23 protein-coding genes are annotated in these 22,733 nt (G+C 69.4%); 10 read left to right on the top strand and 13 right to left on the bottom strand.

Annotated features, from left to right (window positions below; genetic code table 11):
- The first annotated feature begins 323 nt into the window (after window positions 1-323).
- Together ASF52_RS20520 and ASF52_RS20525 are read left to right on the top strand one after the other, a co-directional pair.
- Entirely contained in the window at window positions 324-536 is a 213-nt protein-coding gene (locus ASF52_RS20520; protein ID WP_056176288.1) for a CsbD family protein, read from the top strand.
- An 84-nt stretch (window positions 537-620) separates the two neighbouring features.
- Window positions 621-1,025, top strand: a complete 405-nt coding sequence (locus ASF52_RS20525; protein WP_056176291.1) for a CsbD family protein — start codon at window positions 621-623, stop codon at window positions 1,023-1,025.
- Between the two features lie 30 nt (window positions 1,026-1,055).
- Here ASF52_RS20525 and ASF52_RS20530 read toward each other — a convergent pair whose 3' ends face one another.
- Window positions 1,056-2,054 carry a sensor domain-containing diguanylate cyclase gene (locus tag ASF52_RS20530; RefSeq protein WP_244473886.1) on the bottom strand — a complete coding sequence of 333 codons (999 nt, stop codon included), beginning with the start codon at window positions 2,052-2,054 and terminating at the stop codon, window positions 1,056-1,058.
- Window positions 2,055-2,184: 130 nt separating this feature from the next.
- Here ASF52_RS20530 and ASF52_RS20535 point away from each other — a divergent pair, with 130 nt between their 5' ends.
- Window positions 2,185-2,967, top strand: a complete 783-nt coding sequence (locus tag ASF52_RS20535; protein ID WP_056176294.1) for a creatininase family protein — start codon at window positions 2,185-2,187, stop codon at window positions 2,965-2,967.
- Window positions 2,968-2,998: 31 nt separating this feature from the next.
- On the opposite strand, the gene ASF52_RS20540 is transcribed toward ASF52_RS20535, so the two are convergent.
- Window positions 2,999-3,514: a YcgN family cysteine cluster protein gene (locus tag ASF52_RS20540; protein WP_056176297.1), complete on the bottom strand. Its 516-nt coding sequence runs from the start codon at window positions 3,512-3,514 to the stop codon at window positions 2,999-3,001.
- Between the two features lie 266 nt (window positions 3,515-3,780).
- Here ASF52_RS20540 and ASF52_RS20545 point away from each other — a divergent pair, with 266 nt between their 5' ends.
- Genes ASF52_RS20545 through ASF52_RS20555 form a run of 3 tightly spaced genes read left to right on the top strand, consistent with a single transcriptional unit; the run spans window position 3,781 to window position 7,299 of the window.
- Window positions 3,781-5,994 (top strand): transglycosylase domain-containing protein, encoded by a 2,214-nt coding sequence (locus ASF52_RS20545; RefSeq protein WP_056176913.1) that lies wholly within the window; start codon window positions 3,781-3,783, stop codon window positions 5,992-5,994.
- 19 nt (window positions 5,995-6,013) lie between these two features.
- Entirely contained in the window at window positions 6,014-6,706 is a 693-nt protein-coding gene (locus ASF52_RS20550) for a DUF1214 domain-containing protein (RefSeq protein ID WP_244473887.1), read from the top strand.
- Window positions 6,703-7,299, top strand: coding sequence for a DUF1254 domain-containing protein (locus ASF52_RS20555; RefSeq protein WP_056176920.1), 597 nt, complete (start codon window positions 6,703-6,705; stop codon window positions 7,297-7,299). The genes ASF52_RS20550 and ASF52_RS20555 overlap by 4 nt, the downstream gene beginning before the upstream one ends.
- 89 nt (window positions 7,300-7,388) lie before the next feature.
- On the opposite strand, the gene ASF52_RS20560 is transcribed toward ASF52_RS20555, so the two are convergent.
- The 3 genes from ASF52_RS20560 to ASF52_RS23025 all read right to left on the bottom strand — a co-directional run bounded on the left by ASF52_RS20560 (window position 7,389) and on the right by ASF52_RS23025 (window position 9,992).
- Complete coding sequence (locus ASF52_RS20560; RefSeq protein ID WP_056176300.1) at window positions 7,389-8,738, bottom strand: hypothetical protein; 1,350 nt, start codon at window positions 8,736-8,738, stop codon at window positions 7,389-7,391.
- A gap of 232 nt (window positions 8,739-8,970) precedes the next feature.
- Window positions 8,971-9,777 (bottom strand): hypothetical protein, encoded by an 807-nt coding sequence (locus tag ASF52_RS20565; RefSeq protein ID WP_443136714.1) that lies wholly within the window; start codon window positions 9,775-9,777, stop codon window positions 8,971-8,973.
- A 44-nt stretch (window positions 9,778-9,821) separates the two neighbouring features.
- Window positions 9,822-9,992 carry a hypothetical protein gene (locus ASF52_RS23025; RefSeq protein WP_200937414.1) on the bottom strand — a complete coding sequence of 57 codons (171 nt, stop codon included), beginning with the start codon at window positions 9,990-9,992 and terminating at the stop codon, window positions 9,822-9,824.
- A gap of 522 nt (window positions 9,993-10,514) precedes the next feature.
- Between ASF52_RS23025 and ASF52_RS20575 the strand changes: the two genes are divergently transcribed.
- Together ASF52_RS20575 and gshB are read left to right on the top strand one after the other, a co-directional pair.
- A complete protein-coding gene (locus ASF52_RS20575) occupies window positions 10,515-10,790 on the top strand; it encodes a hypothetical protein (RefSeq protein ID WP_056176304.1) in 276 nt (91 codons plus the stop codon).
- Window positions 10,791-10,839: 49 nt separating this feature from the next.
- Complete coding sequence (gshB, locus tag ASF52_RS20580) at window positions 10,840-11,796, top strand: glutathione synthase (protein WP_056176307.1); 957 nt, start codon at window positions 10,840-10,842, stop codon at window positions 11,794-11,796.
- A 3-nt stretch (window positions 11,797-11,799) separates the two neighbouring features.
- Here the strand turns inward: gshB and ASF52_RS20585 are convergent, their stop codons facing one another.
- Together ASF52_RS20585 and ASF52_RS20590 are read right to left on the bottom strand one after the other, a co-directional pair.
- Window positions 11,800-13,344, bottom strand: coding sequence for a cation:proton antiporter (locus ASF52_RS20585; RefSeq protein WP_056176311.1), 1,545 nt, complete (start codon window positions 13,342-13,344; stop codon window positions 11,800-11,802).
- Window positions 13,345-13,412: 68 nt separating this feature from the next.
- Window positions 13,413-13,922, bottom strand: coding sequence for an OsmC family protein (locus ASF52_RS20590; RefSeq protein ID WP_056176314.1), 510 nt, complete (start codon window positions 13,920-13,922; stop codon window positions 13,413-13,415).
- 248 nt (window positions 13,923-14,170) lie between these two features.
- On the opposite strand from ASF52_RS20590, the gene ASF52_RS20595 reads away from it, so the two are divergent.
- Window positions 14,171-16,960 carry a [protein-PII] uridylyltransferase gene (locus ASF52_RS20595; RefSeq protein ID WP_056176316.1) on the top strand — a complete coding sequence of 930 codons (2,790 nt, stop codon included), beginning with the start codon at window positions 14,171-14,173 and terminating at the stop codon, window positions 16,958-16,960.
- Window positions 16,961-17,070: 110 nt separating this feature from the next.
- Window positions 17,071-17,655: a nucleotide exchange factor GrpE gene (grpE, locus tag ASF52_RS20600; RefSeq protein WP_056176319.1), complete on the top strand. Its 585-nt coding sequence runs from the start codon at window positions 17,071-17,073 to the stop codon at window positions 17,653-17,655.
- A 79-nt stretch (window positions 17,656-17,734) separates the two neighbouring features.
- Here grpE and ASF52_RS20605 read toward each other — a convergent pair whose 3' ends face one another.
- The 6 genes from ASF52_RS20605 to ASF52_RS20630 all read right to left on the bottom strand — a co-directional run bounded on the left by ASF52_RS20605 (window position 17,735) and on the right by ASF52_RS20630 (window position 22,556).
- A complete protein-coding gene (locus tag ASF52_RS20605) occupies window positions 17,735-18,694 on the bottom strand; it encodes a hypothetical protein (RefSeq protein ID WP_056176322.1) in 960 nt (319 codons plus the stop codon).
- Window positions 18,695-18,798: 104 nt separating this feature from the next.
- A complete protein-coding gene (locus ASF52_RS20610) occupies window positions 18,799-19,482 on the bottom strand; it encodes an alpha-ketoglutarate-dependent dioxygenase AlkB (RefSeq protein WP_056176325.1) in 684 nt (227 codons plus the stop codon).
- Window positions 19,482-20,120 (bottom strand): 2,3-bisphosphoglycerate-dependent phosphoglycerate mutase, encoded by a 639-nt coding sequence (locus ASF52_RS20615; RefSeq protein WP_056176327.1) that lies wholly within the window; start codon window positions 20,118-20,120, stop codon window positions 19,482-19,484. The genes ASF52_RS20610 and ASF52_RS20615 overlap by 1 nt, the downstream gene beginning before the upstream one ends.
- A gap of 105 nt (window positions 20,121-20,225) precedes the next feature.
- Complete coding sequence (dapB, locus tag ASF52_RS20620) at window positions 20,226-21,023, bottom strand: 4-hydroxy-tetrahydrodipicolinate reductase (RefSeq protein ID WP_056176330.1); 798 nt, start codon at window positions 21,021-21,023, stop codon at window positions 20,226-20,228.
- A gap of 111 nt (window positions 21,024-21,134) precedes the next feature.
- On the bottom strand, window positions 21,135-21,818 hold the full coding sequence (locus ASF52_RS20625) for a MarC family protein (RefSeq protein ID WP_056176332.1): 684 nt from the start codon (window positions 21,816-21,818) through the stop codon (window positions 21,135-21,137).
- Between the two features lie 3 nt (window positions 21,819-21,821).
- On the bottom strand, window positions 21,822-22,556 hold the full coding sequence (locus tag ASF52_RS20630; protein ID WP_056176335.1) for a methyltransferase domain-containing protein: 735 nt from the start codon (window positions 22,554-22,556) through the stop codon (window positions 21,822-21,824).
- Window positions 22,557-22,733: the final 177 nt, after the last annotated feature.

Below are 22,733 nucleotides of genomic sequence, written 5' to 3' on the forward strand. Positions count from 1 at the left end.
ACTTTTGGTAATGCCGCACGGTTCTAACCGCAATTATTTTGAATTCAAGCAGCTTCGCCATGGCGCCATCTTGCGCTCTTCTGTAAAATTTTTTGGACACCCATGTAAAAAATTTGAGACAGCTGTCGTCAAACAGCGATGACGGACGGTGATCTTGCGATGCAAAGGACTAAGCGTGCATCGCAGCAATCGACGGGGGGCTGAGCCGCCGGGCCGGCCTGGACCGGAACATTTCCGGGTGCTGCGCGGTTGCGCCTGGCCTGTGGCAGACGGTCGCCTCCTTGGCGGTCGGCCCAGATCCTGGCCCATTCACGGAGAGTTCGATGAGCAGCACGACGGACAAGATCAAGGGTCTGGCCAACGAGGCCGTCGGCAACATCAAGCAGGGCGTCGGCTCCGTCACCGGAAACGAGAAGCTCCAGGCCGAGGGCAGGGCCCAGGAATTGAAGGGCGAAGCGCAGAAGACCGTCGGCGATGCCAAGGACGGCATCAAGAACGCGGCGCAGAGCGCAGCCGACGCCGTGAAGAAGATCTGATCGGAGCCCCATCGGTGGGCCGTGCCTGGCCCGGGGCATTCAGCGCCGCGGACATCGGGTCCGCTGCGGCAGAGAGGAACCGGAATGAACAGAGATCAATTCGAGGGCGGCCTGCGCAACCTGCGTGGCCGCGGCCGGACGGCCCTGGGCGCCGTGACCGGGCGCCCGCGTCAGCAGATCGACGGCGCGGTGGATCAGGTCGCCGGGACGCTCCAGCACGGGTATGGCCGGGCTCGCGAGACCGCGGACGGCCTGCATCGCGACGGCACGCAGTTCATCGACGAGGCCCGCAGCCGAGGTCGAGCTGTGGCGAGCGAGGTCCAGGATCGTGCCGAGGATCTGCGGCAACGCGGCCGTGGCTACCGTGACGAAGCGGTGCGGCGGGGACGGGATATCGCAGCCCGAGCCGACGACAACCGGAACACCACGCTGTTGGTGGTCGCCGCTGCCGCCTTCGCCACCGGGTGGCTCATGCGCCGGACACGCTGAGGCGAGCCGGACCCGTCTCGCCGGCGCTCGCTACGCCCCGGTGGGGACGTGGCGCTCAGCCTCGGGTGCCGGGCGCCGGGCCTTCGCTTCGTACAGGGCCGTATCGGCTCGAGCCAGAACCTCCTCCGGGCTTACCGCGTTCGGTGGACGGGTGGCGATGCCGAAGCTGGCTGAGATCCGCCGGGAGGCTCCGTACACCTCGAACGGCTGTGCGAGGCCCGCGCGGGCGCGCTCGACGATGGCGGTGGCCAGTGACCCGTCCGGCGCGACGATGACGAACTCGTCCCCGCCGAGGCGGAACATCCGCGCCGGTGCCGCCAGGCAGGCGATTCGGCCGGCGAGCAGGGTTAGCAACAGGTCGCCCGCGGCGTGGCCGAGGGTGTCGTTGATCGGCTTGAAATGGTCGAGGTCGAACAGGATCACGGCAAAGTCCGTCGCCGGCTCTGTCATGGCCTCGCTCAACCGCTCGCGCAGGGCCAGCCGGTTGCCGAGCCCCGTCAGGTCGTCCCGGCGGGCGAGGTGATGCAATCGCGTCCGTTCCGTTTCCTGGGTTGTGACGTCCCGGTCGATCCCCCGATACCCCTGCAGCCCGCCGTCGGCGTCGAAGAGCGGCACGCCACTCGTCTCGAGGACGACGATGCGGCCGTCCCGGTGGCGGTTGCGGTTGATCAGTCCGGCGAAGGAACGCTTCTCGCGCACGATCTCGGCGAAGGCGCTCCCCACCCGCTTGGCTTCGTCCGGCGGCATGAAGTCGAACGGCGTCCGGCCGATGATCTCGTGCGGTTCGTAGCCGAGAAGCACCAGGGAATGACGCGAGGCGTAGGTGTAGCGCCCCTGGGCATCCACCTCCCAGATCCAGTCCGAATTGGTGTCGAGCATCGCGCGCAGGCGAGCGATCTCCTGCAGCAGCCGTTCCGTATCGGCAGGTGCATCGATGAGTGCGCCGAATCTCTGGCGTCGGGCGTTTCGCTCCGGACTCGACCGATCTTTGGCCGGTCCGGGATTGCGCGTGCGAGATGTCGGGCTCATGCAGGACCGGTCGTGGCGTCGTTTCCATTAACCTTAGGTCACGCGACCATAAGGGTTCGTTACTGTACTGAGGATCTTACCGGTTCAGCCCGCTTTCCGGCGGAGGAATGAGACCGAGGAGACCAGCCAGATGTCCATTCGTCCATGGTCCGCTTTGACGACCGATGAGTTTCGGCATCGAGATATGTGCCGCACCATCGCCGTGCTGCCCGTGGCCGCCATAGAGCAGCATGGCCCGCACCTCCCCCTCTCCACCGATCTCGACATCGCCGAGGGCTACCTCGCCCGGCTCATGGCTCTGCCGGCCGACGATCTCGACGTCCTCGTCCTGCCCGTGCAGGCCATCGGGAAGTCCGACGAGCACGACGCGTTTCCGGGGACCCTGAGCCTCACGAGCGCGACGGCGCTCGGTGCATGGGGCGAGATCGGCACCGGGATTCACCGGGCCGGCTGCACCAAGCTCGTCCTCGTCACCGCGCATGGCGGCAACAGCGGCCTCATCGATCTCGTGGCCGCCGACCTGCGCGCCCGCCTCGACATGGTCGCCGTCACCACCGCCTGGAGCCGATTCGGCTATCCCGAGGGCCTGTTTCCCGAAGCCGAGATCCGGCACGGCATCCATGGCGGGGGCATCGAGACCGCCCTGATGCTGGCGCTCTGCCCCGACCGCGTGCGGATCGACCGCATCGCCGACTTCACACCGCGCACCCTCGAGATGGAGCAGGCGTTCACGCACCTCCGAGCCGGGCGCCCGGCGGCCTTTGCCTGGAAGGCGGGGGATCTCAACCCGGCCGGGGCCATCGGCGATGCGCGCCTCGGGACGGCCGAGGCGGGACACGCCGCCCTCGATCACGGCGCCCGCGCGGTCCTCGAACTCCTGCGCGACGTCGATCGCTTCACCCTGGCGCCCTGAAGCTTGGCGAAGCCGAGAAACCGCGAAAAACTCAGTCTTCGGGGTCTTCGGTCTCGGGCGTGCGGGCCGGCCAGGTCACGATGCGGTCCAGGAGTTCGTCGGCGGTGAACTCCTCCTCGTTGCCCGACACGCGACCGCGGATGGAGATGCCGGCCTCGTGGACGCTGGCTGCCCGGCCGCTCACCAGGGGATGCCAGTCGGGCAGGTCCTCGCCGTCGCGCACGAGGCGGTACCCACAGGTCGGCGGCAGCCACGGGATCGTCCGCACGGCCTCCGGCGTCAGGCGCACGCAATCCGGCACCCGCTTCTGCCGGCGGGGATAATCACGGCAATGGCAACCGTGCCCGTCGAGCAAGGTGCAGCCCACATCCGTATGGTAGACCTCGCCCGTGTCCTCGTCCTCGAGCTTCAGGAGGCAGCAACGGCCGCAACCGTCGCACAAGCTCTCCCACTCGGCGGGCGTCATCGTGTCCAGCGTCTTGGTGCGCCAGAACGGTTCGGTGGAGGCCGGCGGCCCGGACGGGCGTGCGGGCGTGCGATCCCGCATTCGGGAACCCCAAGGTCAGGATGTGCGGTGGGACGGGCGAAGGGTTCCCTTGCCGCAACGCGTCCCAATGAGCAAGCGCCACCGGCGCGCCCCATTCCCGCGTCAAGGTTAATCCGATCTTGAGCCGGTGCACGCGGCGACGTGCCATGCCGCCGGCGCGTTGCGCATGGTATCGGGTGTCTCGCGAACCGATGCGCGGCTTGATAGACTGAATGCCGCGGTGCGGACCGGATCGGGCTGCCCTCCAGGGACGTGAAGAACAGATCGTGCGCTTGCCCAACGCCACTTCCCTGACGACGCGGTTCAAGCGTGCGGCCCTGGCCTTCGACGCCTGGGTGAACGCGGGTCTCTACGACAGCGGCCGCTCGGCCGGCGAGACCTACGAGCGTTTCCAGGAGCGTATGAACGTCTTCGCCGTGCGGGGCTGGAAGCGCGGTGTCCTCGACCTGACCAGCGAGGCGATGACGCTCGGCACCGGCGGCGCGGTGTTGATGCTGGCGCTGGCGCAATCCGCTTTCAACCAGACCAGCGACAACTGGCTCAAGACCCAGGATCTCGCCGTCACCTTCCTAGACCGCTACGGCGCCGAGGTGGGACGGCGCGGGATCAAGCACGACGATTCGCTGAAGCTCGACGACTTCCCCGATATCATGATCAAGGCCCTGGTCTCGACGGAGGACCGGCGCTTCTACGAGCATTGGGGCATCGACCCCATCGGCACGGCGCGCGCGCTGGTTTCGAATTCGCGCGGCGGCGGCAACACGCAGGGCGGCTCGTCCATCACGCAGCAGCTCGCCAAGAACCTGTTCCTGACGAACGAGCGCTCCCTCGAGCGCAAGATCAACGAGGCCTTCCTCGCCCTGTGGCTGGAAAGCCACCTCACCAAGAACGAAATCCTGAAGCTCTATCTCGACCGCGCCTATATGGGTGGCGGCACCTTCGGCGCCGTGGCGGCCGCCGACTACTATTTCGGCAAGCCGCTCAAGGACATCTCCCTCGCCGAAGCCGCCATGCTGGCCGGTCTGTTCAAGGCGCCGACGAAGTATGCGCCCCACGTCAACCTGCCCGCCGCCCGCGCCCGCGCCGTCGACGTGCTGCACAACATGGTCGAGGCCGGCTTCGTCACGGAGGGCCAGATCCAGACGGCCCTGCGCAACCCGGCCACTCCGGTGACCCGCACCCGCGACATCACGGCGGACTACTACCTCGACTGGGCGTTCGGCGAGATCAAGGGCATGGCCGATGCGGGCCGCTTCCGCAGCGACCGCGTGCTCACGGTCAAGACGCCGCTGGACCTCACGATCCAGAAGCGCGCCGACGAGGTGGTGCAGAACACCCTGCGCCGCTACGGCGATCAGTACGACGTCGACGAGGCCGCCATGGTGATCCTCGACCCGGATGGCGCGCTGCGTGCCATGGTGGGCGGGGCCGATTACGGCGAGAGCCAGTTCAACCGCGCCACCGACGCCCTGCGCCAGCCGGGCTCCTCGTTCAAGCCCTACGTCTACGCCGCAGGCCTCGCGTCCGGCCTGTACCGGCCCGACACCCGGGTCGTCGACCGCCCGGTCTGCCTCGGCGACTGGTGCCCGCAGAATTACGGCCGCTCGTTCTCCGGCCCGACCAACCTCACGGTGGCGGTGGCCAAATCCATCAACACCATCCCGATCCAGATCTCCATCGCCATCGGCAAGGGCATGGGCATCAAGGGGGATTTCGCGGCCGCCACCGCCGGCCGGGTCAAGATCGTCGAGACCGCCCACCGCATGGGCATCACGACGCCGCTGCCGACGAACTCGGTGTCCCTGCCCATCGGCTCGGCCGAGGTCAACGTGATCGATCAGGCCGCCGCCTACGCGGTGTTCGCCAACGGCGGGCGCAAGGCCAAGCCCTACGCCGCCATGGAGGTGAAGAACTCGTCCGGCGAGGTGATCTACCGCCATGCCGACGAGGCGGTCGAGCAGGTGCTCTCGACCCAGGTGGTCGCCGACATGAACTACATGCTCACCAAGGTGGTGGAGGAGGGCACCGGCAAGCGCGCCCAGCTCGAGGGCATCAAGGTCGCGGGCAAGTCCGGTACCACGAACGCGTATCGCGATGCCTGGTTCGTCGCCTACACGGGCAACTATGTCGGCTCGGTCTGGTTCGGAAACGACGACCACACCTCCACCAACAAGATGACCGGCGGCTCGCTCCCCGCCATGGCCTGGCACGATGTGATGGAGATCGCCCACCAGGGTATCGAACTGAAGCCGATGCCGGGCCTCAAGGAGGTCGGGCGCGCCGTGGCCCAGACACCGACTGCCGCCCCGATCAATCCGGCGGCCAGCGCCGCCGGCAAGCTGTCGCGGCGTTCCTTCGAGGTCATCGGCGGCGTCAACGGCCTGTTCCGCACCGTCGAGGCCAGCGGCGCGTCCCCGCGCGCGGCCGGCAACGTGGCCGACGGGACACGCCCGGCATTCGGCCGCATCGCCACTCCGTAAGCGTGAGAGCTCAGGTTCGATGAAAGCCGCCGACATGGTCGCGCCCGCCCGCCCGGAGGCCGGAAACGCCGGTGTGCGGACCATCGGCGCGCGTATCGCCGCCGTGGCGCGTGACGGCGTACGCCGAGCCTCCACCGTCAGCCTCGTCCTCTACGCCCTCGCCCTCGGGGCAGGGATCGGGCTCGCCACCGCCGATTACGCCACCCGGGGCGGGTACCCGTTCGGGGGCGTCGCCGTCGGCGCATGGACGGCGTGGCCCCGCACCGGTTCCGTGGGGGCCGATCCCTATGCCCGGGCCGTGAACGCCCGCCGGGGCGAGATTCCCCTGGCGGTCGGCGAAGGGATGCTGCTCACCGCCGCCCAGGACGACGAGGGGCAGACCCTGGACGCCACCTGTACCTACAGCATCGCGGGCATCACACCGCCCGCCCGGGCCTGGACCGTGACGGTCGCCGGGCGCGGCCCACGCGATCCCGCCCGCACCATCGTACGCGAGGGCTACACCTCGACGGAGATCCTACGCGACCGCGACGGGCGCTTCGTCATCACCCTCTCGCCCGAGGTCCAAGCGGGCAACTGGCTGGCGATGCCGCGTGCCAGCGGGCCGGTGCGTCTCGCACTGCGCCTCTACGACACGCCCGTGGCCGCGAGCGCCGGGACCCTCGATCGCACGTCCCTGCCGGCCATCACCCGCACGGGATGCGCCGCATGACGTCCCGCGGCCGCTTCCTCCTCGCCACCGCCACGGGTCTCGTGCTGGCGGGGCTCGTCCATATCGGTGCCGTCCTCCTGATCCCCCGCCTGTCGGAAGCCGATGCCCTATCGCGGGCACGCACGGGCGAGACACTCGATCACGCCATGCCGGTCTACACGCTGGCCACCGGCGACACCCCCTCGCCCCCCGAGGCGTGGCTGCCCATTCCCGATCCGGCCGTGGCGGTCGGGATCTGCGCCTACGATCTCGCCGATGGCCCCATGCGGGTCTCTGCCCGCACGGGGCCGCTGATGCTGTCCCTCGCCGTCCACGGCCGGCGCGGCGCCTTCTACGCGGTCACCGACCAGGCGGCCGTGCGCGGTGCCCTCGATCTCGTGGTGCTCACCCGTGCCCAGTACGACGAGGCGCTCGCCAACGCGGACGAGAACGACGTCACCCGTGACGTCCGCATCGTGGCGCCGGACGCCAAGGGTTATGTGGTGGTGCGGGTGATCGCCGCCCTGCCGAGCCAGAGGCCGGCGGCCAACACGGCGGTGCAGGCCGTGTCCTGCACGGTGGACGTGCCCGCCGAGGACAAGGCCGGAGGCTGAGTGTCTCTCACAAAACTCCCGCTGCGCTGTCGGACTCAGGGTGAGAACCGGCGGTGATCGGGCGTTTTGTGAGGCACTCTGAAAGCCCGTCAGGGGGGCGCCGTCGGCAGCACTCCGAGGCGGAAGACGGTGTAGGCTCCGCCTTGCCCGAGGGGTTCCATCGACTGACCGACGCGTGCGAGGTCGGTGGCGAGGGTCGACCAGAACGGATCACCTGTCAGGTAGACGAAATACTCGGCTTCGGAGGATGCGAGGATCGCCGCGAGGGCGGGTCCCCGATCCTCGTTCCGGACAGGATGACGCACGAACGCGAGCGCACTGGACGGCGTTTTCAGGCCGACGACATCGGTCAGGCGGAGTTCGGGCAGGCGCCAGGCCACGTAACCCGCGTCATGCACCGCCACGCGCGCGTTCGCCGGGACCGTCGCGCGCAGGGTGGCCACCATCGCTTCGCGAGCCTGCGCCATCCGCTGCGTTTCCCAAGCGGCCTGAAGGGTCCTCGCCTGCAGGCCCACGAGGCACAGCACCGCGACGCAGGCCACCCGTCGCCGCTCGGCTGTGAGCAAGCCGGCCGCACCGAAGAGCAGGACCGGCACCGCTTCCGCGAGATACCGGCAGTAGTTGTGCGACAGGCCGCCGGGGAAAACCCAGGTCGCGGACCCGAGCCAGGCGAGAAGGAATATGGCTCCACACCATCCCGCCCGCCTGCGCCACAACCCGATGCCGCCGATGGCGACGATCAGGAGCGCGGAGTGCAGGATCGCCGAGGACGCGATCATGAGCTTGTCGGCGAGGGGGAGGGGCGCCTCCGCGAAGAACGCGATCTTCGCGCCGCCCGTCGCCGGGACGAGACTGCCGGTCATCATCCATGAGAACGCCACCCAGGGGATCGCCGCTGCGGCCGCGAGGGCCGTGATCCGCAGCACCTGCGAGGGAGCCCCACGCACCAGCCAGCACTGCCGGACGAGGAGGGGCAGGGCCAGCAACGCGAGTTCCGGCCGGAGGAAGGGCAGAGTTCCGCACAGCACGGGCAGCCACCGCGCGTCGCGTAGAACGAGGCTCCAGGCGATGGCTGCCGCCGCAAGCCCGGTTTCAAGGCCGTTGACAAGGTGCAGCGTCTGGTATCCGGCCAGGAGTCCGAGGCAGATCAGCACCACACGGCTGCATCCCGCCTGCACGGCCATACGGTCGAGGCCGGCCACGTAGAGCAGAATGGCGAGGAGACCGACGAGATCGCTCGCGGTCTCCAGCGGAAGAAGAAGCCCGAGACCCGCGATCGCCAAGAGATGGACGGCGCTCGTCGCCCCCGTCAGCGCCGTGGAACCGGCATAGGCCGGGTCCGCGCCGCCGGCGAGCAGCGTTCGGGCGTTGTGGAGCGTGATGTACGCATCGTCGATCCTGAGATCGGGGCGGCCGACCACGACAAGGGCGGCGATCACCGTAAACGTCAGCCACGCGAGCGCACGCCACCATCTCCCTGCGTCCGGCGCTCCGGCGTGCGTCGACCCTCGCCCGAGACCGTCAATGCCGCCCAACGGTTCGGCACATTGCAAACGCCCCATACTGTCCTCCCCGCTCAGGGATCGTGGAGAATCCGACTTGGACGCGTGTTCGGATCCGGATCGGTCTGGCCGAGGCGTCGCACGGGACGACGCACCTTCGACTCGGTCCTCAGTTCTTGACGACGAGGGGCCTCGGGGCGGGGGCAGCGTCTACCGCACGCTCCTCCCAGCCGCCGCAGCTTTCCTCCGTCGCCGGTGGGACCAGGGGCACGAGGAGGGGACGACGCTCCTCCAGGGCCCGCAGGGTCCGCTCGACGAGGGCCGCCTCCGGCGAGGGAACGGCGACGAGGAGGTGTTCGAGGGCGTAGCGGTAGCGCGCGATCCGCAGGTCCGTCTCCGTCCGGACCCAGGCGACGAGGCAGCGGTTCTCGGCCACCCGCATGGCAGCCTGGCGCACGTCGCGGTCGTCCAGGGATTTGGCGAAGGGCAGGCTACGCAGACGGAGGGCGTCGGCCTGGTTCACCCGCGCGGCGATGGCGGCGAAGACCGGCAGCAGGCGCGCATCGATGCCGATATCCTCCGACAGACGGTGATAGCGCGATACGGGCGAGCGGAACGGACCATCCATGAGGGTGGCGTAGTACGCCGCCGGGTCGTCCGGGCGCCAGGATCGCGGCAGCACGCGACTGCGGGTCAGGTTGGCGAGGGCGTCCGTGAAGGCATCGTGCCCCGCCGCCGGCATCAGGAAGCGCCAGGCCCGGTCGCGCAGGGTGATCTCGTCATCCGTGAAGGGAAAGGCCGAGGCCGGCTCCCCGCGCTCGCGCGCGGCCAGGGTGCCGGTGGTCTCGATCAGGCTGTTCCAGGCTCCCGGCTTCGGGCGACCGAAATCGCCTTGTTGGGCGCAGCCGGTGACGATCACGAGGATCGCCGTGATCGTCGCGATGCGACGGGAGAGAGGATCGGCCGCCATCGCCATCGCCATCGTCGGGTCCGGTCGCCGGGGACTCGCGAGGCCGCGCCTCAGGAGCGCCGACGCAGGCGGGGGGCCGGAGTCTCGGGTCCGATCGGGGTGCTGGCCTCGGTCATGCGCTCGTAGCGGATACCGGTGAACAGCAGAATCGCCCCGCGCGGGTCCTGCGCCGCGTCGGCGCTGCGCCGGAAGCGGCGGCGTCCGTCACTCGGGAAGGTCACGACGGTGGCCGTCGGACGCTCGGGACCCCCCGTATAAGATGACCTGTCGAAGTTCATCGGCTGCGATCCCGTCCCGTTGCTCTTGCGCGCCACGGGCTCCCCGTGCCGTCTCGACCGAAGGAGGAGACACCCTGCGGGGTCGTCCGATCGGCGTTCTCGTGGGCCGAGATCATCACGGGGTGGTTAACGGATTGTTGCCAAGGCGGGGGCGAGAGCGGTCGAACGGCTCGACCGACGCCGCCTTTCCATCACGGGCGTCCGGTGTGGCTCGGATGCCGCATGGCTTGGAAATTGGGTGGCGCATGGCTTGCATGAGCCTTGCCGCCCATGGCGGGCAATCCCTCCCTTGAACTCGGCCCCGCTCGCTCGCGCGAGCGGGGTTTTTTGTCGGGGCCATCAACTGCGGCCGTCCGACCGTGTCGCGAGGCACGGGAACAAGCGTGGGCTTTCGCGCGCTTGCTAAGCGCCGGGGCGGCCCGATATGCCCCTTTCAATCTTTCCCCGAACGAAGGACACCGCAGGATGCGTGTGGTTACGTCACGACCCTTGAGCCTCTCGACGGCCCTGAAGATCGCGCCGCTCGCCCTGATGGTACTGGCGGCCGGTCCGGCCCAGGCCCAGCGCGAGGATCAGGGATTGCAGCTCGGCTGCGCGAACGACTATTTCCGCCTCTGCGCCGGTGTCGATCCCAACAGCAAGGACGCAGAGACCTGCATGGATCGCAACCGCGCCCGCTTGTCGCCCGAGTGCAAGGCCGCCATCGGCGACTACGACAAGCGCACCGGCGGCAAGAAGTAGCGTCCGGGGGCGGCTCTCCACCCTTTTCGAGATCCGGAGTTCGAGAGCCATGGCCCTGACCGTCGCGGTCCAGATGGATTCCATCCGGGCAATTCGTATCGCAGGTGACACCACCTTCGCCCTGCTGCTCGAAGCGCAGGTGCGAGGGCACCGGCTCCTGCACTACACACCCGACCGGCTGTCCCTCCAGGGTGGTCGGGTGACCGCACGGGTGGAAACCCTGACGGTGCAGGACGTCGAGGGTGCGCACGCCATCCTTGGTGTCCCCGAGCGCATGGACCTGTCGGAGGTGGACGTGGTGCTCATGCGCCAGGACCCGCCCTTCGACATGGCCTACATCACCGCGACCCACATGCTGGAGCGGCTGCCGGCCTCGACCCTGGTGGTGAACAACCCGGCCGAAGTGCGCAACGCGCCCGAAAAGCTGTTCGTCCTCGATTTTCCCGCCCTGATGCCGCCGACCCTCATCACCCGCGACAAGGCGGAGATCGAGGCGTTCCGGGCCGAGCACGGCGCCATCGTGATGAAGCCGCTCCATGGCCACGGCGGCGCGGCAGTGTTCCGGGTGCTGCCGGAGGACGCGAATTTCGGCTCGATGTTCGATCTGTTCTCGGTGACGTTCCGCGAACAATGGGTGGTGCAGCGCTTCCTGCCGCGCATCACCGAGGGGGACAAGCGCATCATCCTCGTCGACGGCGAACCCCTGGGCGCTATCAACCGGGTGCCGGCCCTCAACGACATCCGCTCCAACATGGTGCGGGGCGGGGCAGCGGCGGCCTCCGACCTGACGCCGCGTGAACTGGAGATCTGCGCCGCCATCGGTCCCGAGTTGCGGCGGCGCGGCCTGATCCTCGTCGGCATCGACGTGATCGACGGCAACCTCACCGAGATCAACGTCACGTCTCCAACCGGCATCCGGGCGATCAAGCGCCTGGGCGGCCCCGATCTCGCGGTGTCCGTGTGGGACGCCATCGAAGCCCGCGTGAGCACGGTGCTCTCCGCCTGAACCTCACCGCTCGGCGCGCGGCGTCGCGTTGAGCTCGGCCCAGTCGAACTCCTCCTCCAGGACGTAATAGGCGTCGTCGCCGATCTCGCCCGAGCGGCGCAGGGCGAGCACCCGGTCGCGGGCGGCCTCGATGGTACTGCGCCGTGCGGCGTCGGCCGGCAGGGTCTCGGAGGCGAACCCGTCCTCTTGCCTGCCGGCCTGGTCGAGGGCCGCACGGAACTCCTCCCGCAGGGCGTCCACATGGGCGCCGGTCTCGCCCTCGAGGCTGTGGAGCGCCGCGCCGTAGGCCTGGGTGCGGCCGTACCCGATCTCGCGGCCCACCGGATCGTCGTCCTTGAGTCCGAGGCGTCCCAGCAGCGGGCGCAGGGTCAGGCCCTGGACCGTGAGGGTGCCGATGATGACGCAGAAGGCCGTGAGCACGATGAGGTCGCGGTAGGGAAACCCCGGATCACCCTCGGGAAGCGCCAGCGCCGTCGCGATGGTGACGATACCGCGCATGCCGGCCCAGGCCACCGCCGTCGCGGCGCCCGGGCCGCGGTCATCACTGGTTTCGCCCTCGGCCCCCAATCGTGAAAAGTGGTTGGCCGACAGCACCCAGACGATGCGGACCACCACCACGGTGAGGAACACCGCCCCGCCCACGAGCGCGTAGGAGATCTGCTGCTCCCGGGGCAGGCGCTCGAGGATCGGGCCGATCTGCAGGCCGATGAGCACGAAGGCGAGCACGTTGAGGACGAACACCGCCGTGTCCCACACGGCGTAGGAGACGATGCGGGTGCGCGGCGGCGTGCGCCCGGCCGTGAGGCGCGCCGCCGTGATGGCGAAGGTGACTACGGTCAGCACCCCCGACAGGTGGACGTGCTCGGCCCCGATCCAGATGCCGAAGGCGGCGACGAATTGCAGGACGATGACGCTCGGCGCGTCGGTGACCGGCCGCATGGCCCGGGTATAGGCGTAGGCCAGGATCGGGCCGACGACGACGCTGCCGAGGATGCCGATGAGGAAGGCCGGGCCGATCTCGGCGATGGAGAATGTCCCGGTGACGGCCGCGGTGACGCCGAGGCGGTAGATCAGCAGGGAGCCGGCGTCGTTGAGCAGGCTCTCGCCGCGCAGGATCGTGGTGAGGCGGTGCGGCAGTTCGACGTGGCGCAGCACCGACAGCGCCGCCACGGCATCGGGCGGGGCGACGATGGCGCCCAGCACGATGGCGGCCGCGATGGGCATGTCGGGAAGGAGGAGCTTCGCCACGAACGCCACGGCCAGGGTCGAGGCCACCACGGCGCCGAGCGCCAGGCCGGCGATGGGGCGCCAATGGGTGCGCAGGTCCCGGAGCGAGGTGGCGTAGCCGGCGTCCAGCAGGACGGGGGCGAGGAACAGGGCGAGCGCCAGTTCCGGGTCGAGGACGAGGTTCGGTACCGCCGGGATGAAGGCCAGGGCGATGCCGCCGAGCGCCAGGAACACCGGATACGGCGCGCCCACGCGCCGGGCGAGGGCGGCCAACAGGACGGCGCCGAACAGGACGCCGACGATCCACTCGAAAATCATCATGTGAAGGGGAGATAGGGCCGGTGCGCCCGAAACGCAGATCTCCCCTTCGCAGATCTCCCCTTCGGGACTCAGCCCCGCGTGTTCGAGACGGACAGGTCCGGCTTGTGGTTCAGGGTCTGGAACACGACGCAGTAGCGCTCCGTCAGCTTCAGGAGCTGGTCGAGTTTGTCCTGGGGCGCGTCGGTGTCGAGGGCGAAGCTCAGGCGGATCGCCCGGAAGCCCACGGGGGCTCCCTTGTCGACGCCGAGTGTCCCGCGGAAGTCGAGATCGCCCTCGGCGCTCACGGTGCCGGCGCGCAGCTCGATCTCCAGGGCGGTCGCCACCGCCTTGAGGGTGACGCCCGCGCAGGCGACGAGGGCCTCCAGCAGCATGTCGCCCGAGCAGAGTTCGGCGCCGGACCCCCCCGTGGCCGGGTGCAGGCCGGCCACCGCCAGCGCGCGTCCGGTCTCGACCTTGCAGGCGATGGATGTGTCGTCGAGGCTGCCCCGGGCGCGCAGGGTCACCAAAGCGGAGTCGGCGTCGGTGCGGTACTGATCCTTCAGCGGAGCCTGGAGCGAGCGCAGGGCCGACGAGTCCATGGGCGTTTCCTCGTGTGTTTTATGGGTGTTGGTCCCGAACCTAACGCCTTCGTGGGATGGCGGCCAGATCGAGGGAACGCGCGGCTCCGCACGCGGCGATCGGCGCGGTTTGGCCGCGCATTCGCCCGATGGGACCCGGTTTCCGGCTCGGAACAGCCCCGCGCCCGATGCTGGGCGATCCCGCGCCCCACGCCCGGCCTCCGCGAGGCCCCTGGCGCCGATCGGCCAACGTGCTAACGGGATTGACTATGTTCGACGCCGTTGCCGCCCTCGCCGATGTTCTCGAGACGCTCGACCGCGACGCCCGGGAGGCGACGCGGCTGCGGGCCGTCCTCGTGCCCGAATTGCGGCGCGTGATGGACCTCGGGCGCGCCGATGCCGAGGCTCGCCTCATCGAGGAGCGCGACGGCCTCGCCTGTGCCCAGCGCCTGAGCAACCTCACGGACGCAGTGATCCGCGCAATCCACGACGCCGTGGTCTGGCGGCTTTATCCGAACGACAACCCCTCGACGGGCGAGCAGCTCGCGGTGGTGGCCACGGGCGGCTACGGCCGGGGTACCATGGCGCCGGGCTCCGACATCGATCTCCTGTTCCTGCTGCCCTACAAGCAGACGGCCTGGTCCGAGAGCGTCGTCGAGGCGATGCTCTACGTGTTGTGGGACCTCAAATTGAAGGTCGGCCACGCCACGCGCTCGGTGGAGGAGTGCCTGCGCGAGGGCCGCGCCGACATGACCATCCGCACTTCGTTGCTGGAGGCGCGGTTCCTGTTCGGTACCCGGGGGCTCTACGAGGAACTCGTGACCCGGTTCGATACCGAACTCGTGATGTGGACGGCGCCCGAATTCGTCGAGGCGAAGCTGCGCGAGCGCGACGCGCGGGTCACCAAGGCGGGCGCCTCGCGCTACCTCGTCGAGCCCAACGTCAAGGACGGCAAGGGCGGTCTACGCGACCTCAACACCCTGTTCTGGATCGCGAAATACACCTACCGGGTTCGCGATCAGAGCGAGCTCGTGCCCGCCGGGCTGTTCACCCCGGAGGAGTACCGGGTGTTCGAGCGCTGCGAGGAATTGCTGTGGCGCGTGCGCTGCCACATGCACTTCATCACCGGCCGCTCGGAGGAACGCCTGTCGTTCGGATTGCAGCCGAAGGTCGCCGAGCGCTTCGGCTACGAGCCACGCGGCGGCCTGTCCGGTGTCGAGCGCTTCATGAAGGCCTATTTCCTGATCGCCAAGGATGTGGGCGACCTCACCGCCATCGTGTGCGCCGCTCTCGAGGCGCGCCACGCCAAGCGGACGCCGGTCCTCGACCGCTGGATCGGACGTTTCCGCGACCGCTTCCGTGCCACCGCCATCGAGGCGGAGGATTTCGTGGACGACAACGGCCGCATCAACCTGCGCGACGCCGATGCCTTCGTGAAGGATCCGGTGAACCTGATCCGGCTGTTCTGGCTCGCCGACCGCCACAACCTGCCGATCCACCCGGATGCGACCCGTGCGGCCAACCGGAGCTTGCGCCTCATCGGCCATTCCCTGCGGGCCGACGAGGAGGCCAACCGGCTGTTCCTCGACATCCTGACTTCGAAGAATTCGCCCGAGACCATCCTGCGGTTGATGAACGAGGCCGGCGTGCTCGGCCGCTTCATCCCGGATTTCGGCCGCATCGTCGCGATGATGCAGTTCAACATGTACCACCACTTCACCGTGGACGAGCACCTGCTGCGCGCCCTCGGCGTCCTCACCGCCATCGAATCCGGCCGCACGGAAGAGGACCATCCGCTGGCCTCGCGCCTGATCGACTCGATCTCCAACCGGCGGGCCTTGTTCGTGGCCGTCCTCCTGCACGACATCGCCAAGGGCCGCCCGGAGGACCATTCCATTGCGGGTGCGGCCATCGCCGAGAAGCTCGGGCCGCGCTTCGGGTTGAAGCCCGCCGAGACCGAGACGGTGGCTTGGCTGGTGGAGCATCACCTGCTCATGTCCATGACGGCCCAGAGCCGCGACCTCTCGGACCCGAAGACCATCGAGAAGTTCGCCGGGATCGTGCAGACCCTGGAGCGGCTGAAGCTCCTGATGATCCTGACCGTGGCCGACATCCGTGCCGTGGGGCCGGGCGTGTGGACCGCGTGGAAGGGCACCCTGCTGCGTACCCTCTACGACGAGACCGAGGTGGTGCTTTCCGGCGGCCATTCCGAGATCGCCCGCACGGACCGGGTCCGCATGATCCAGATGGGTCTGCGCGAGCAGCTCGCCGACTGGGGGTCCGAGGCCTTCGATGCCTATGCGGGCCGCCACAACCAGGCCTACTGGCTCAAGGTCGATGCGACGCGCCAGTTCAAGCATGCGGGTTTCCTCGAGACCCTGATGGAGGAAGGCCGAACCGTCGCCACCGCGGACGAGACCGACCCCGTGCGCGGCATCACCGAGCTGACGATCTACTCGCCCGACCATCCGCGGCTGCTGGCCATCGTCACCGGGGCCTGCGCGGCGCTGGGCGGCAACATCGTCGATGCACAGATCTTCACCACCACGGACGGCTTCGCCCTCGATTCGATCCTGCTGTCGCGGGCGTTCGAGCGGGACGAGGACGAGTTGCGCCGGGCCAAGCGCATCACGACGGCCATCGAGCGGGCGCTGCGTGGCGAGATCCGCATCGCCGACCTCGTCGCCGACCGGCATCCCCCGGACAAGCGTACGCCGACGTTCCTGGTGCCACCGGACATGTCCATCGACAATGCCCTGTCGAGCCGCGAGACGGTCATCGAGATCACCGGCCTCGATCGGCCGGGCCTGCTCTACGAACTGACGGCGGCGCTGGGGCGGCTGAGCCTCAACATCACCTCGGCCCATGTGGCGACCTTCGGCGAGCGCGCCGTGGACGTGTTCTACGTCACCGACCTCACCGGCACGCGGGTGACCCAGCCCGATCGGCAGGTGGCGATCCGCTCCGCCGTGATGGAGGTGTTCGCCAGCGACGTCGCCGCCATGCGGGCCGAGGGTCTCGACGCCCTCCTCGAATCCCCGCCGCCGCGCGAAGCGTAAGGCCTGGGCCCGGGAACGGGATCCCCCGCACGCTGCACGGTTGATTTCGTGGCGCGCGCGCCTGATATCAGCGCCAATCCCCGGCAACCCCGATCCGACGAAAAGTGACGATGGCGAACGACATGGAGAACGACCCCACGGTCGAGACCACGCAGACCGAAGCGACGCCGGAGGGCGCCCCTGAGGCGGCGGCGCTGGCCACCCTCGTGGCCGAGCGCGACGAGTTCAAGGACCGCGTCCTTCGGACGCTCGCCGAGATGGAGAATCTGCGCCGGCGGACCGAGCGCGAGGTCGCCGATGCACGGACCTACGCCGTCACCAATTTCGCGCGCGACATGCTCAACGCCGCCGACAACATCCGGCGTGCCCTGGAGAGCGTGCCCGAGGCCGAGCGCACCGGGGCCACCGGTGCGTTCAAGGCGCTCCTCGACGGGATCGAACTGACCGAGCGCGACCTCGGCAAGACCCTGGAGCGTCACGGCGTGAAGAGCATCGATCCGAAGGGACAGCGCTTCGACCCGAACCGCCATCAGGCCATGTTCGAGGTTCCCGACGCCGAGGTGCCGAGCGGCACCGTGGTTCAGGTGATGCAGTCCGGCTACGTGATCGGCGACCGCACCCTGCGCCCGGCCCTGGTCGGCGTCGCCAAGGGCGGTCCGAAGCCCGTCGCCGCCAACCCGGCCGACGCGGCCTGACACGCGCCTCACGACGGGGCTCGACCGACAGGGCGACGGTGCCGAGGGCGCCGTCGCCTTTTTTACGACCCTCGAACGCCTACTTGATCTGCACGCTGTCGACGACTTCGCGGAAGCGGGCGAGGACGCCCTCGCGGTGGTCGGCCCGCACCACGCCGACGGCCCGGAGATACCCGTCCGGGGCGAAGCGGATGGTCTGCGAGACCACCACGGGGATGCCGGACGGCGTATCCGTGGCCCGCGCCACGATCTCGTGCCAATCGACGCCCTTCTGACGGTAGCTCTGCGACCGCTCGACGATGAAGTCCTTCATGGTCTGGTTGGAGGCCAGGGCCGTGCGGGCGAAGGCCTCGCGCTGCTCGGCCTGGGGCGGGGGCTGCACGGCCTGGGCGAGGACCAGGATCGGCTGTTCCAGGGCGGCCATCTGGTCCTCGGGGCCCTGGGTCATCAGCACGGAATTGCCGGCGAGCACCCGCACGGGCCGAAATCCCGCCGGGTCGCCGATCCGGAACGGCAGGGCTGCGACCTGCTGGTCCAGGGTGAGTTCGGGGCGGATTCGGACGCCCGTGAGCATCGACACCATGCTCTCGTCGGTCTCGGCGTCCGGTGTGGTCTGGGCGATGATGATGCCCGTCACCGTGGGATCGCCGACGAGCAGCATCCACTTCTTGATCGCCGGTCCGGTGCTCGGGTCGGCCGCCGGCTGCTCGCCGGTGAACAGCACCGCATCGACGTCGCCCGCGACCTTGATCGCCTGGCGGTTGGACACGATGAAGCCCTGCTGCTTCAGGTTCGCGTCGGTGAAGCTCTGTTCCAGTTCCGCGAAGGCGTTGGGCGGCAACTCGACCACCGAAACCGTGGCACCGCCCTCCACCCGCTCGAAGCCGGAGAACCGCTTCGAGGACACCATGTCCGGCGGTGGCTCGAAGCCGAAACGTGAACTCGCGGGGAAGATCGGATCGGCTGCCAGGCCCGCCTGCGTCAGGCCGAGGAGGAGGGCCAGGATCGTGGCCGGACGGGCGAGGCTACGCAGACGCATCGAGCTGTTTCTCCGCGGGGTGCCCGGTCTCGTCGCGCCGGGCATTCTGTCGTCCGTAAACCGGACCGATCAATCCCGATGGGTCGGCCCCAGTCCTGTCCGTGTCAAGCCGTCGGCGCATCTCCGGGCCGCGTCACGCGGCGCAAGGTGAGATTGCATCGCCCGTCCTGAGGGAGGAAGCCCGGGCCGGGTTCGGCGGAGTCCAGGAGATCCGGCGCGGGTGGCAGGATGCGGTCGATGCCGTGGTGGATGAGACGCGCGGCCCCGCCCATGATCAGGGCGTCGCCCGCGTGCAGGCGGACCGAGCGCGTCGGGTTGCTCCGGTTCGGGCCGCCGTAGCGGAACAGGGCGGAGGCACCCAGCGACAGGGACAGGACCGGCGCGTCGAGGGCCGCCTCGTCGCGGTCCTGATGCAGGCCCATGCGCGCGTCGGCGTCGTAGAGGTTGACGAGGCACGCCTCGGGCAGGGCCGGATAACCCGACAGGTCGTCCCAGGCGCGCAAAGCGAGGTCCGGGATCGCCGGCCACGGTTTGCCCGTTTCGGGATGGTGGGCCTGATAGCGGTAGCCGGACCGGTCCGAGACCCAGCCGAGGGCGCCGCAATTGCTCATGGTCACGGAGAACGGCCGGCCGGTGCGCGGCATCCGGGGCCGGTAGGGGGGAGCGTCCGCGAGGCGGGCGGCGAGGTCCGCCGCCAGCCGGCACCGCGCCGGTCCGTCGAGGTAGCCGGGGTAGTGGATCAGTCCCGGCAGGAGTTCGACGGGCCGGAGCTCCGCCGGCAGCCCCATCACTCGTCGTGGTCGATGTCGCGTTCCAGCACCGACTTGCTCTCCACCGTGGTGTCGGCCTTGAGCTGGTAGACCAGCGGAATGCCCGTGGCGATCTCGAGGCTGGCGATGGTCTTCGTGGTCAGGCCGTCGAGCACCATCACGAGGGCGCGCAGGGAGTTGCCGTGGGCCGCCACCAGAACGCGTTCACCGGCCATGACGCGGGGCAGGATGGTCTGGATGTAGTAGGGCAGCACGCGGGCTGCGGTGTCCTTCAGGCTCTCGCCGCCGGGCGGCGGGATGTCGTAGGAGCGGCGCCACTGGTGCACCTGGGCGTCGCCCCAGCGCTCGCGGGCGTCGTCCTTGTTCAGGCCCGACAGGTCGCCGTAATCCCGTTCGTTGAGGGCTTCGGCGCGGATCGTCTCCACGTCGGGCTGGCCCATCTCCTCCAGCATCAGTGCGCAGGTGCGCTGGGCGCGGCGCAGGTTAGAGGTGAAGGCGACATCGAACCGGTGGCCCTGCTGCCCAAGCCAGCGCCCGGCCGTGCGCGCTTCGGAGATGCCGAGCTCCGTCAGCTCCGGATCGCGCCAGCCCGTGAACAGCTTCTTGAGGTTCCATTCGCTCTGGCCGTGGCGAGCGAGGACAAGCAGGCGCTCCATCGCGGATCGATCCCCTGAATCTGATTCTCTTGCAGCGCAGCATCGGGCTGGGCCGGGCGGTGTGTGCGCGCCGCAAGCTGAACGCGCAATGACGACGGGGCCTTATCAGAGCCCGAGGACGTCGGCCATGCCATAGAGGCCCGGCGGCCGGTCGAAGGCCCATTGCGCTGCACGCACCGCGCCGCGGGCGAAGATCGCCCGATCCTCGGCGTGGTGGCTCAGGGTCAGGCGCTCGCCCGCGCCGGCGAAGACGACGCTGTGGTCGCCCACGACCGTGCCGCCGCGCAGGGTCGCGAAGCCGATGTCGCCCGGCCGGCGGGCCCCCGTATGCCCGTCCCGGGTCGAGACACGCGTGTCGGCCAGCGCCACCCCGCGTCCCTCCGCCGCCGCCTCGCCCAGCAACAGGGCGGTGCCGGAGGGCGCGTCGACCTTCATGCGATGATGCATCTCGACGATCTCGATGTCGAATTCCTCGCCCAAGGCCGCGGCGACCTTGCGCACGAGGCCGGCGAGGAGGTTGACGCCGAGGGACATGTTGCCCGACCTCACGATACGGGCATGGTGGGCCGCCGCCGCGAGCTTGGCGAGATCCGCCTCCTCCATGCCGGTGGTGCCGACCACGTGGACGATTCGGGCCTGCGCGGCGAGCTCGGCGAAGAAGGTGGTGGCGGTGGGCGTCGTGAAGTCGAGGACACCCTCGGCGGCGGCGAAGACCGGCAGGGGATCGTCGGTGACGGCGACGCCGAGGGGCGCCAGACCGGCGAGCACCCCGGCATCCTGGCCGAGCACAGGGGCACCCTCGCGTTCGATGGCCCCCGAGAGGGTGCAGTCCTCGGCTTCCGCCACCGCGCGGATCAGCATCCGCCCCATGCGCCCACCGGCGCCGACCACCACGAGCCGCATCCCCGTGTCCTTCCCGAACGATTGGAGCCCTGCGGTACAGCCTCGGGCCAGACCTGCCAAGGCGCCCAGACCTGCCAAGGCGAAGGCCGCCGGGGCGGACCGGCCTCGGCCTCAGCGGGGCGGAAGCAGAGGTCCCAGCACGTCCGTGACGCCGTTCACGGTGATCTGCGTGCCCACGCAGAGAAGCAGGAAGGCGAAGAGCCGCCCGAGTACCCGAGCGCCGACGGGGCCGATCAGCGTCACCACCCGGTCGGCCGAGCCGTAGACGAACCGTACGATCACCGCGATGGCGAGGGCGGCAAGCGACATGCCGAGATAGAAGCCGATGCGGTCCGGCCCCGCCTCCGGACGATTGGAACCCAACGCGATGGCCACCGCGATGGTGCCGGGGCCGGTGGTGAACGGCAGGGTGAGGGGAAAGAACGCGAGTTCGGCGAGGTTGTCGGGCGTGCTGCCCTTCGCCTCGGCGTGCTTGCGGGCTTCGCGCGCCTCCGGAGCCGTCAGCAGGGTCCAGGCCGAGGCCGCCACCACGAGGCCGCCGGCAATGCGGAGTGCTGCCAGGGAGACTCCGAAGAAGTTGAGGATCGGCGCGCCTGCCCAGAGCGCCGAGAGCATGATCAGCGCCGCGTAGAACCCGATGCGCTTCGAGAGTTCCACCCGGTCGGCATGGGAGTTCTGTGCGGTGACCTGGGCGAAGATCAGCGCCGACCCAATGGGGTTCACGATGGAGAACAGGCTCGACAGGGCCAGCACGAAGCTCTGCAGCGTCGCCTCGGGAGCGAAGATGGACAGCATGGATCAACCGGGGGAGGGGGCCGGCACCAGGGCGCGGGCCGGGGCGAGGCGGGTCGCCCGCCGGACCCGCCGGACGGCGACGGGTCGATACAGCTGCTTGGTCGCGTCCACCACGTGCAGGCCGGCAAAGGGCAGCGACAGGCCGGTGCCGAGGCGCTCCCAGGCCCCGGCCGTGCGCAGCCAGACGCGGCTCTGCACCGGCGGCATGTACAGGGCCTCCGCCCAACCTTCGGGGGAGAACTGCGTCGTTCGCATCAGCCGCGCGAGCTGCGAGCGGCTGTAGGGTTGGCCGTGGCCGAAGGGCGTCGCGTCGCGCCGGGCCCAGACACCGCGGCGGTTGGGGACCACCAGGATCATCCGCCCCCCCGGCGTCAGCACCCGCCAGACGTCCTGGAGCAACTCGGTGGGACTCTCGACGGATTCGAGGGCGTGAACCAGGATCACCCGGTCGACGGCGGCTTCGGGCAGGGGCATCATCGTCGGGTCGGCCAGTGCCGAGCACGAGCGCCCGCTGCCGGGCCAGTTCACCACGCCTTGGGTCGCCGGCATGAAGGCGAGCGTCCGCTCGGCGATGACGTGGACGGGCCCGAGATAGGGCGTGGCGTAGCCGAGCCCGAGCACCCGCAGGCCCGAGACCGAGCCGAGAAAGCCATGGATCGCGCGGGCGACGATGCGGTGCGTCACCCCGCCCAAGGGGCTGGCGTAGAAGGCGCGCAGGTCGGTGACGTCGAGGCGCATGGGCGAGGGTCCGGCGCGGCCGGTGTGCTTGATTTGAGGGAACGGCAGCGCGCACCCGCATCAATGGGGTCCTGAGGCGACTCCGGCAACCCCGCCAAGCTCAATCCGCCAAGCTCAATCCGGCAAGCTGAATGCGCCGAGCCCGATCCGCGAAGGCCGGCCGGGCATCCCGGCCGG

The sequence above is a fragment of the Methylobacterium sp. Leaf112 genome (assembly GCF_001423295.1).
In the GTDB taxonomy this organism is placed as follows: Bacteria; Pseudomonadota; Alphaproteobacteria; order Rhizobiales; family Beijerinckiaceae; genus Methylobacterium.

Bases quoted from the DNA above. Each gene is read 5' to 3' on its own strand.
- grpE (WP_056176319.1), top strand. From the start codon at position 17,071: ATGGCGAACGACATGGAGAACGACCCCACGGTCGAGACCACGCAGACC.
- ASF52_RS20585 (WP_056176311.1), bottom strand. From the start codon at position 13,344: ATGATGATTTTCGAGTGGATCGTCGGCGTCCTGTTCGGCGCCGTCCTG.
- ASF52_RS20575 (WP_056176304.1), top strand. From the start codon at position 10,515: ATGCGTGTGGTTACGTCACGACCCTTGAGCCTCTCGACGGCCCTGAAG.
- ASF52_RS20555 (WP_056176920.1), top strand. From the start codon at position 6,703: ATGACGTCCCGCGGCCGCTTCCTCCTCGCCACCGCCACGGGTCTCGTG.
- ASF52_RS20535 (WP_056176294.1), top strand. From the start codon at position 2,185: ATGTCCATTCGTCCATGGTCCGCTTTGACGACCGATGAGTTTCGGCAT.
- ASF52_RS20550 (WP_244473887.1), top strand. From the start codon at position 6,014: ATGAAAGCCGCCGACATGGTCGCGCCCGCCCGCCCGGAGGCCGGAAAC.
- ASF52_RS20615 (WP_056176327.1), bottom strand. From the start codon at position 20,120: ATGGAGCGCCTGCTTGTCCTCGCTCGCCACGGCCAGAGCGAATGGAAC.
- ASF52_RS20630 (WP_056176335.1), bottom strand. From the start codon at position 22,556: ATGCGCCTCGACGTCACCGACCTGCGCGCCTTCTACGCCAGCCCCTTG.
- ASF52_RS20610 (WP_056176325.1), bottom strand. From the start codon at position 19,482: ATGGGGCTGCCGGCGGAGCTCCGGCCCGTCGAACTCCTGCCGGGACTG.
- ASF52_RS20530 (WP_244473886.1), bottom strand. From the start codon at position 2,054: ATGAGCCCGACATCTCGCACGCGCAATCCCGGACCGGCCAAAGATCGG.
- ASF52_RS20540 (WP_056176297.1), bottom strand. From the start codon at position 3,514: ATGCGGGATCGCACGCCCGCACGCCCGTCCGGGCCGCCGGCCTCCACC.
- ASF52_RS20525 (WP_056176291.1), top strand. From the start codon at position 621: ATGAACAGAGATCAATTCGAGGGCGGCCTGCGCAACCTGCGTGGCCGC.
- ASF52_RS20565 (WP_443136714.1), bottom strand. From the start codon at position 9,777: ATGGCGATGGCGGCCGATCCTCTCTCCCGTCGCATCGCGACGATCACG.
- ASF52_RS20590 (WP_056176314.1), bottom strand. From the start codon at position 13,922: ATGGACTCGTCGGCCCTGCGCTCGCTCCAGGCTCCGCTGAAGGATCAG.
- ASF52_RS20595 (WP_056176316.1), top strand. From the start codon at position 14,171: ATGTTCGACGCCGTTGCCGCCCTCGCCGATGTTCTCGAGACGCTCGAC.
- ASF52_RS20625 (WP_056176332.1), bottom strand. From the start codon at position 21,818: ATGCTGTCCATCTTCGCTCCCGAGGCGACGCTGCAGAGCTTCGTGCTG.
- gshB (WP_056176307.1), top strand. From the start codon at position 10,840: ATGGCCCTGACCGTCGCGGTCCAGATGGATTCCATCCGGGCAATTCGT.
- ASF52_RS20520 (WP_056176288.1), top strand. From the start codon at position 324: ATGAGCAGCACGACGGACAAGATCAAGGGTCTGGCCAACGAGGCCGTC.
- dapB (WP_056176330.1), bottom strand. From the start codon at position 21,023: ATGCGGCTCGTGGTGGTCGGCGCCGGTGGGCGCATGGGGCGGATGCTG.
- ASF52_RS20605 (WP_056176322.1), bottom strand. From the start codon at position 18,694: ATGCGTCTGCGTAGCCTCGCCCGTCCGGCCACGATCCTGGCCCTCCTC.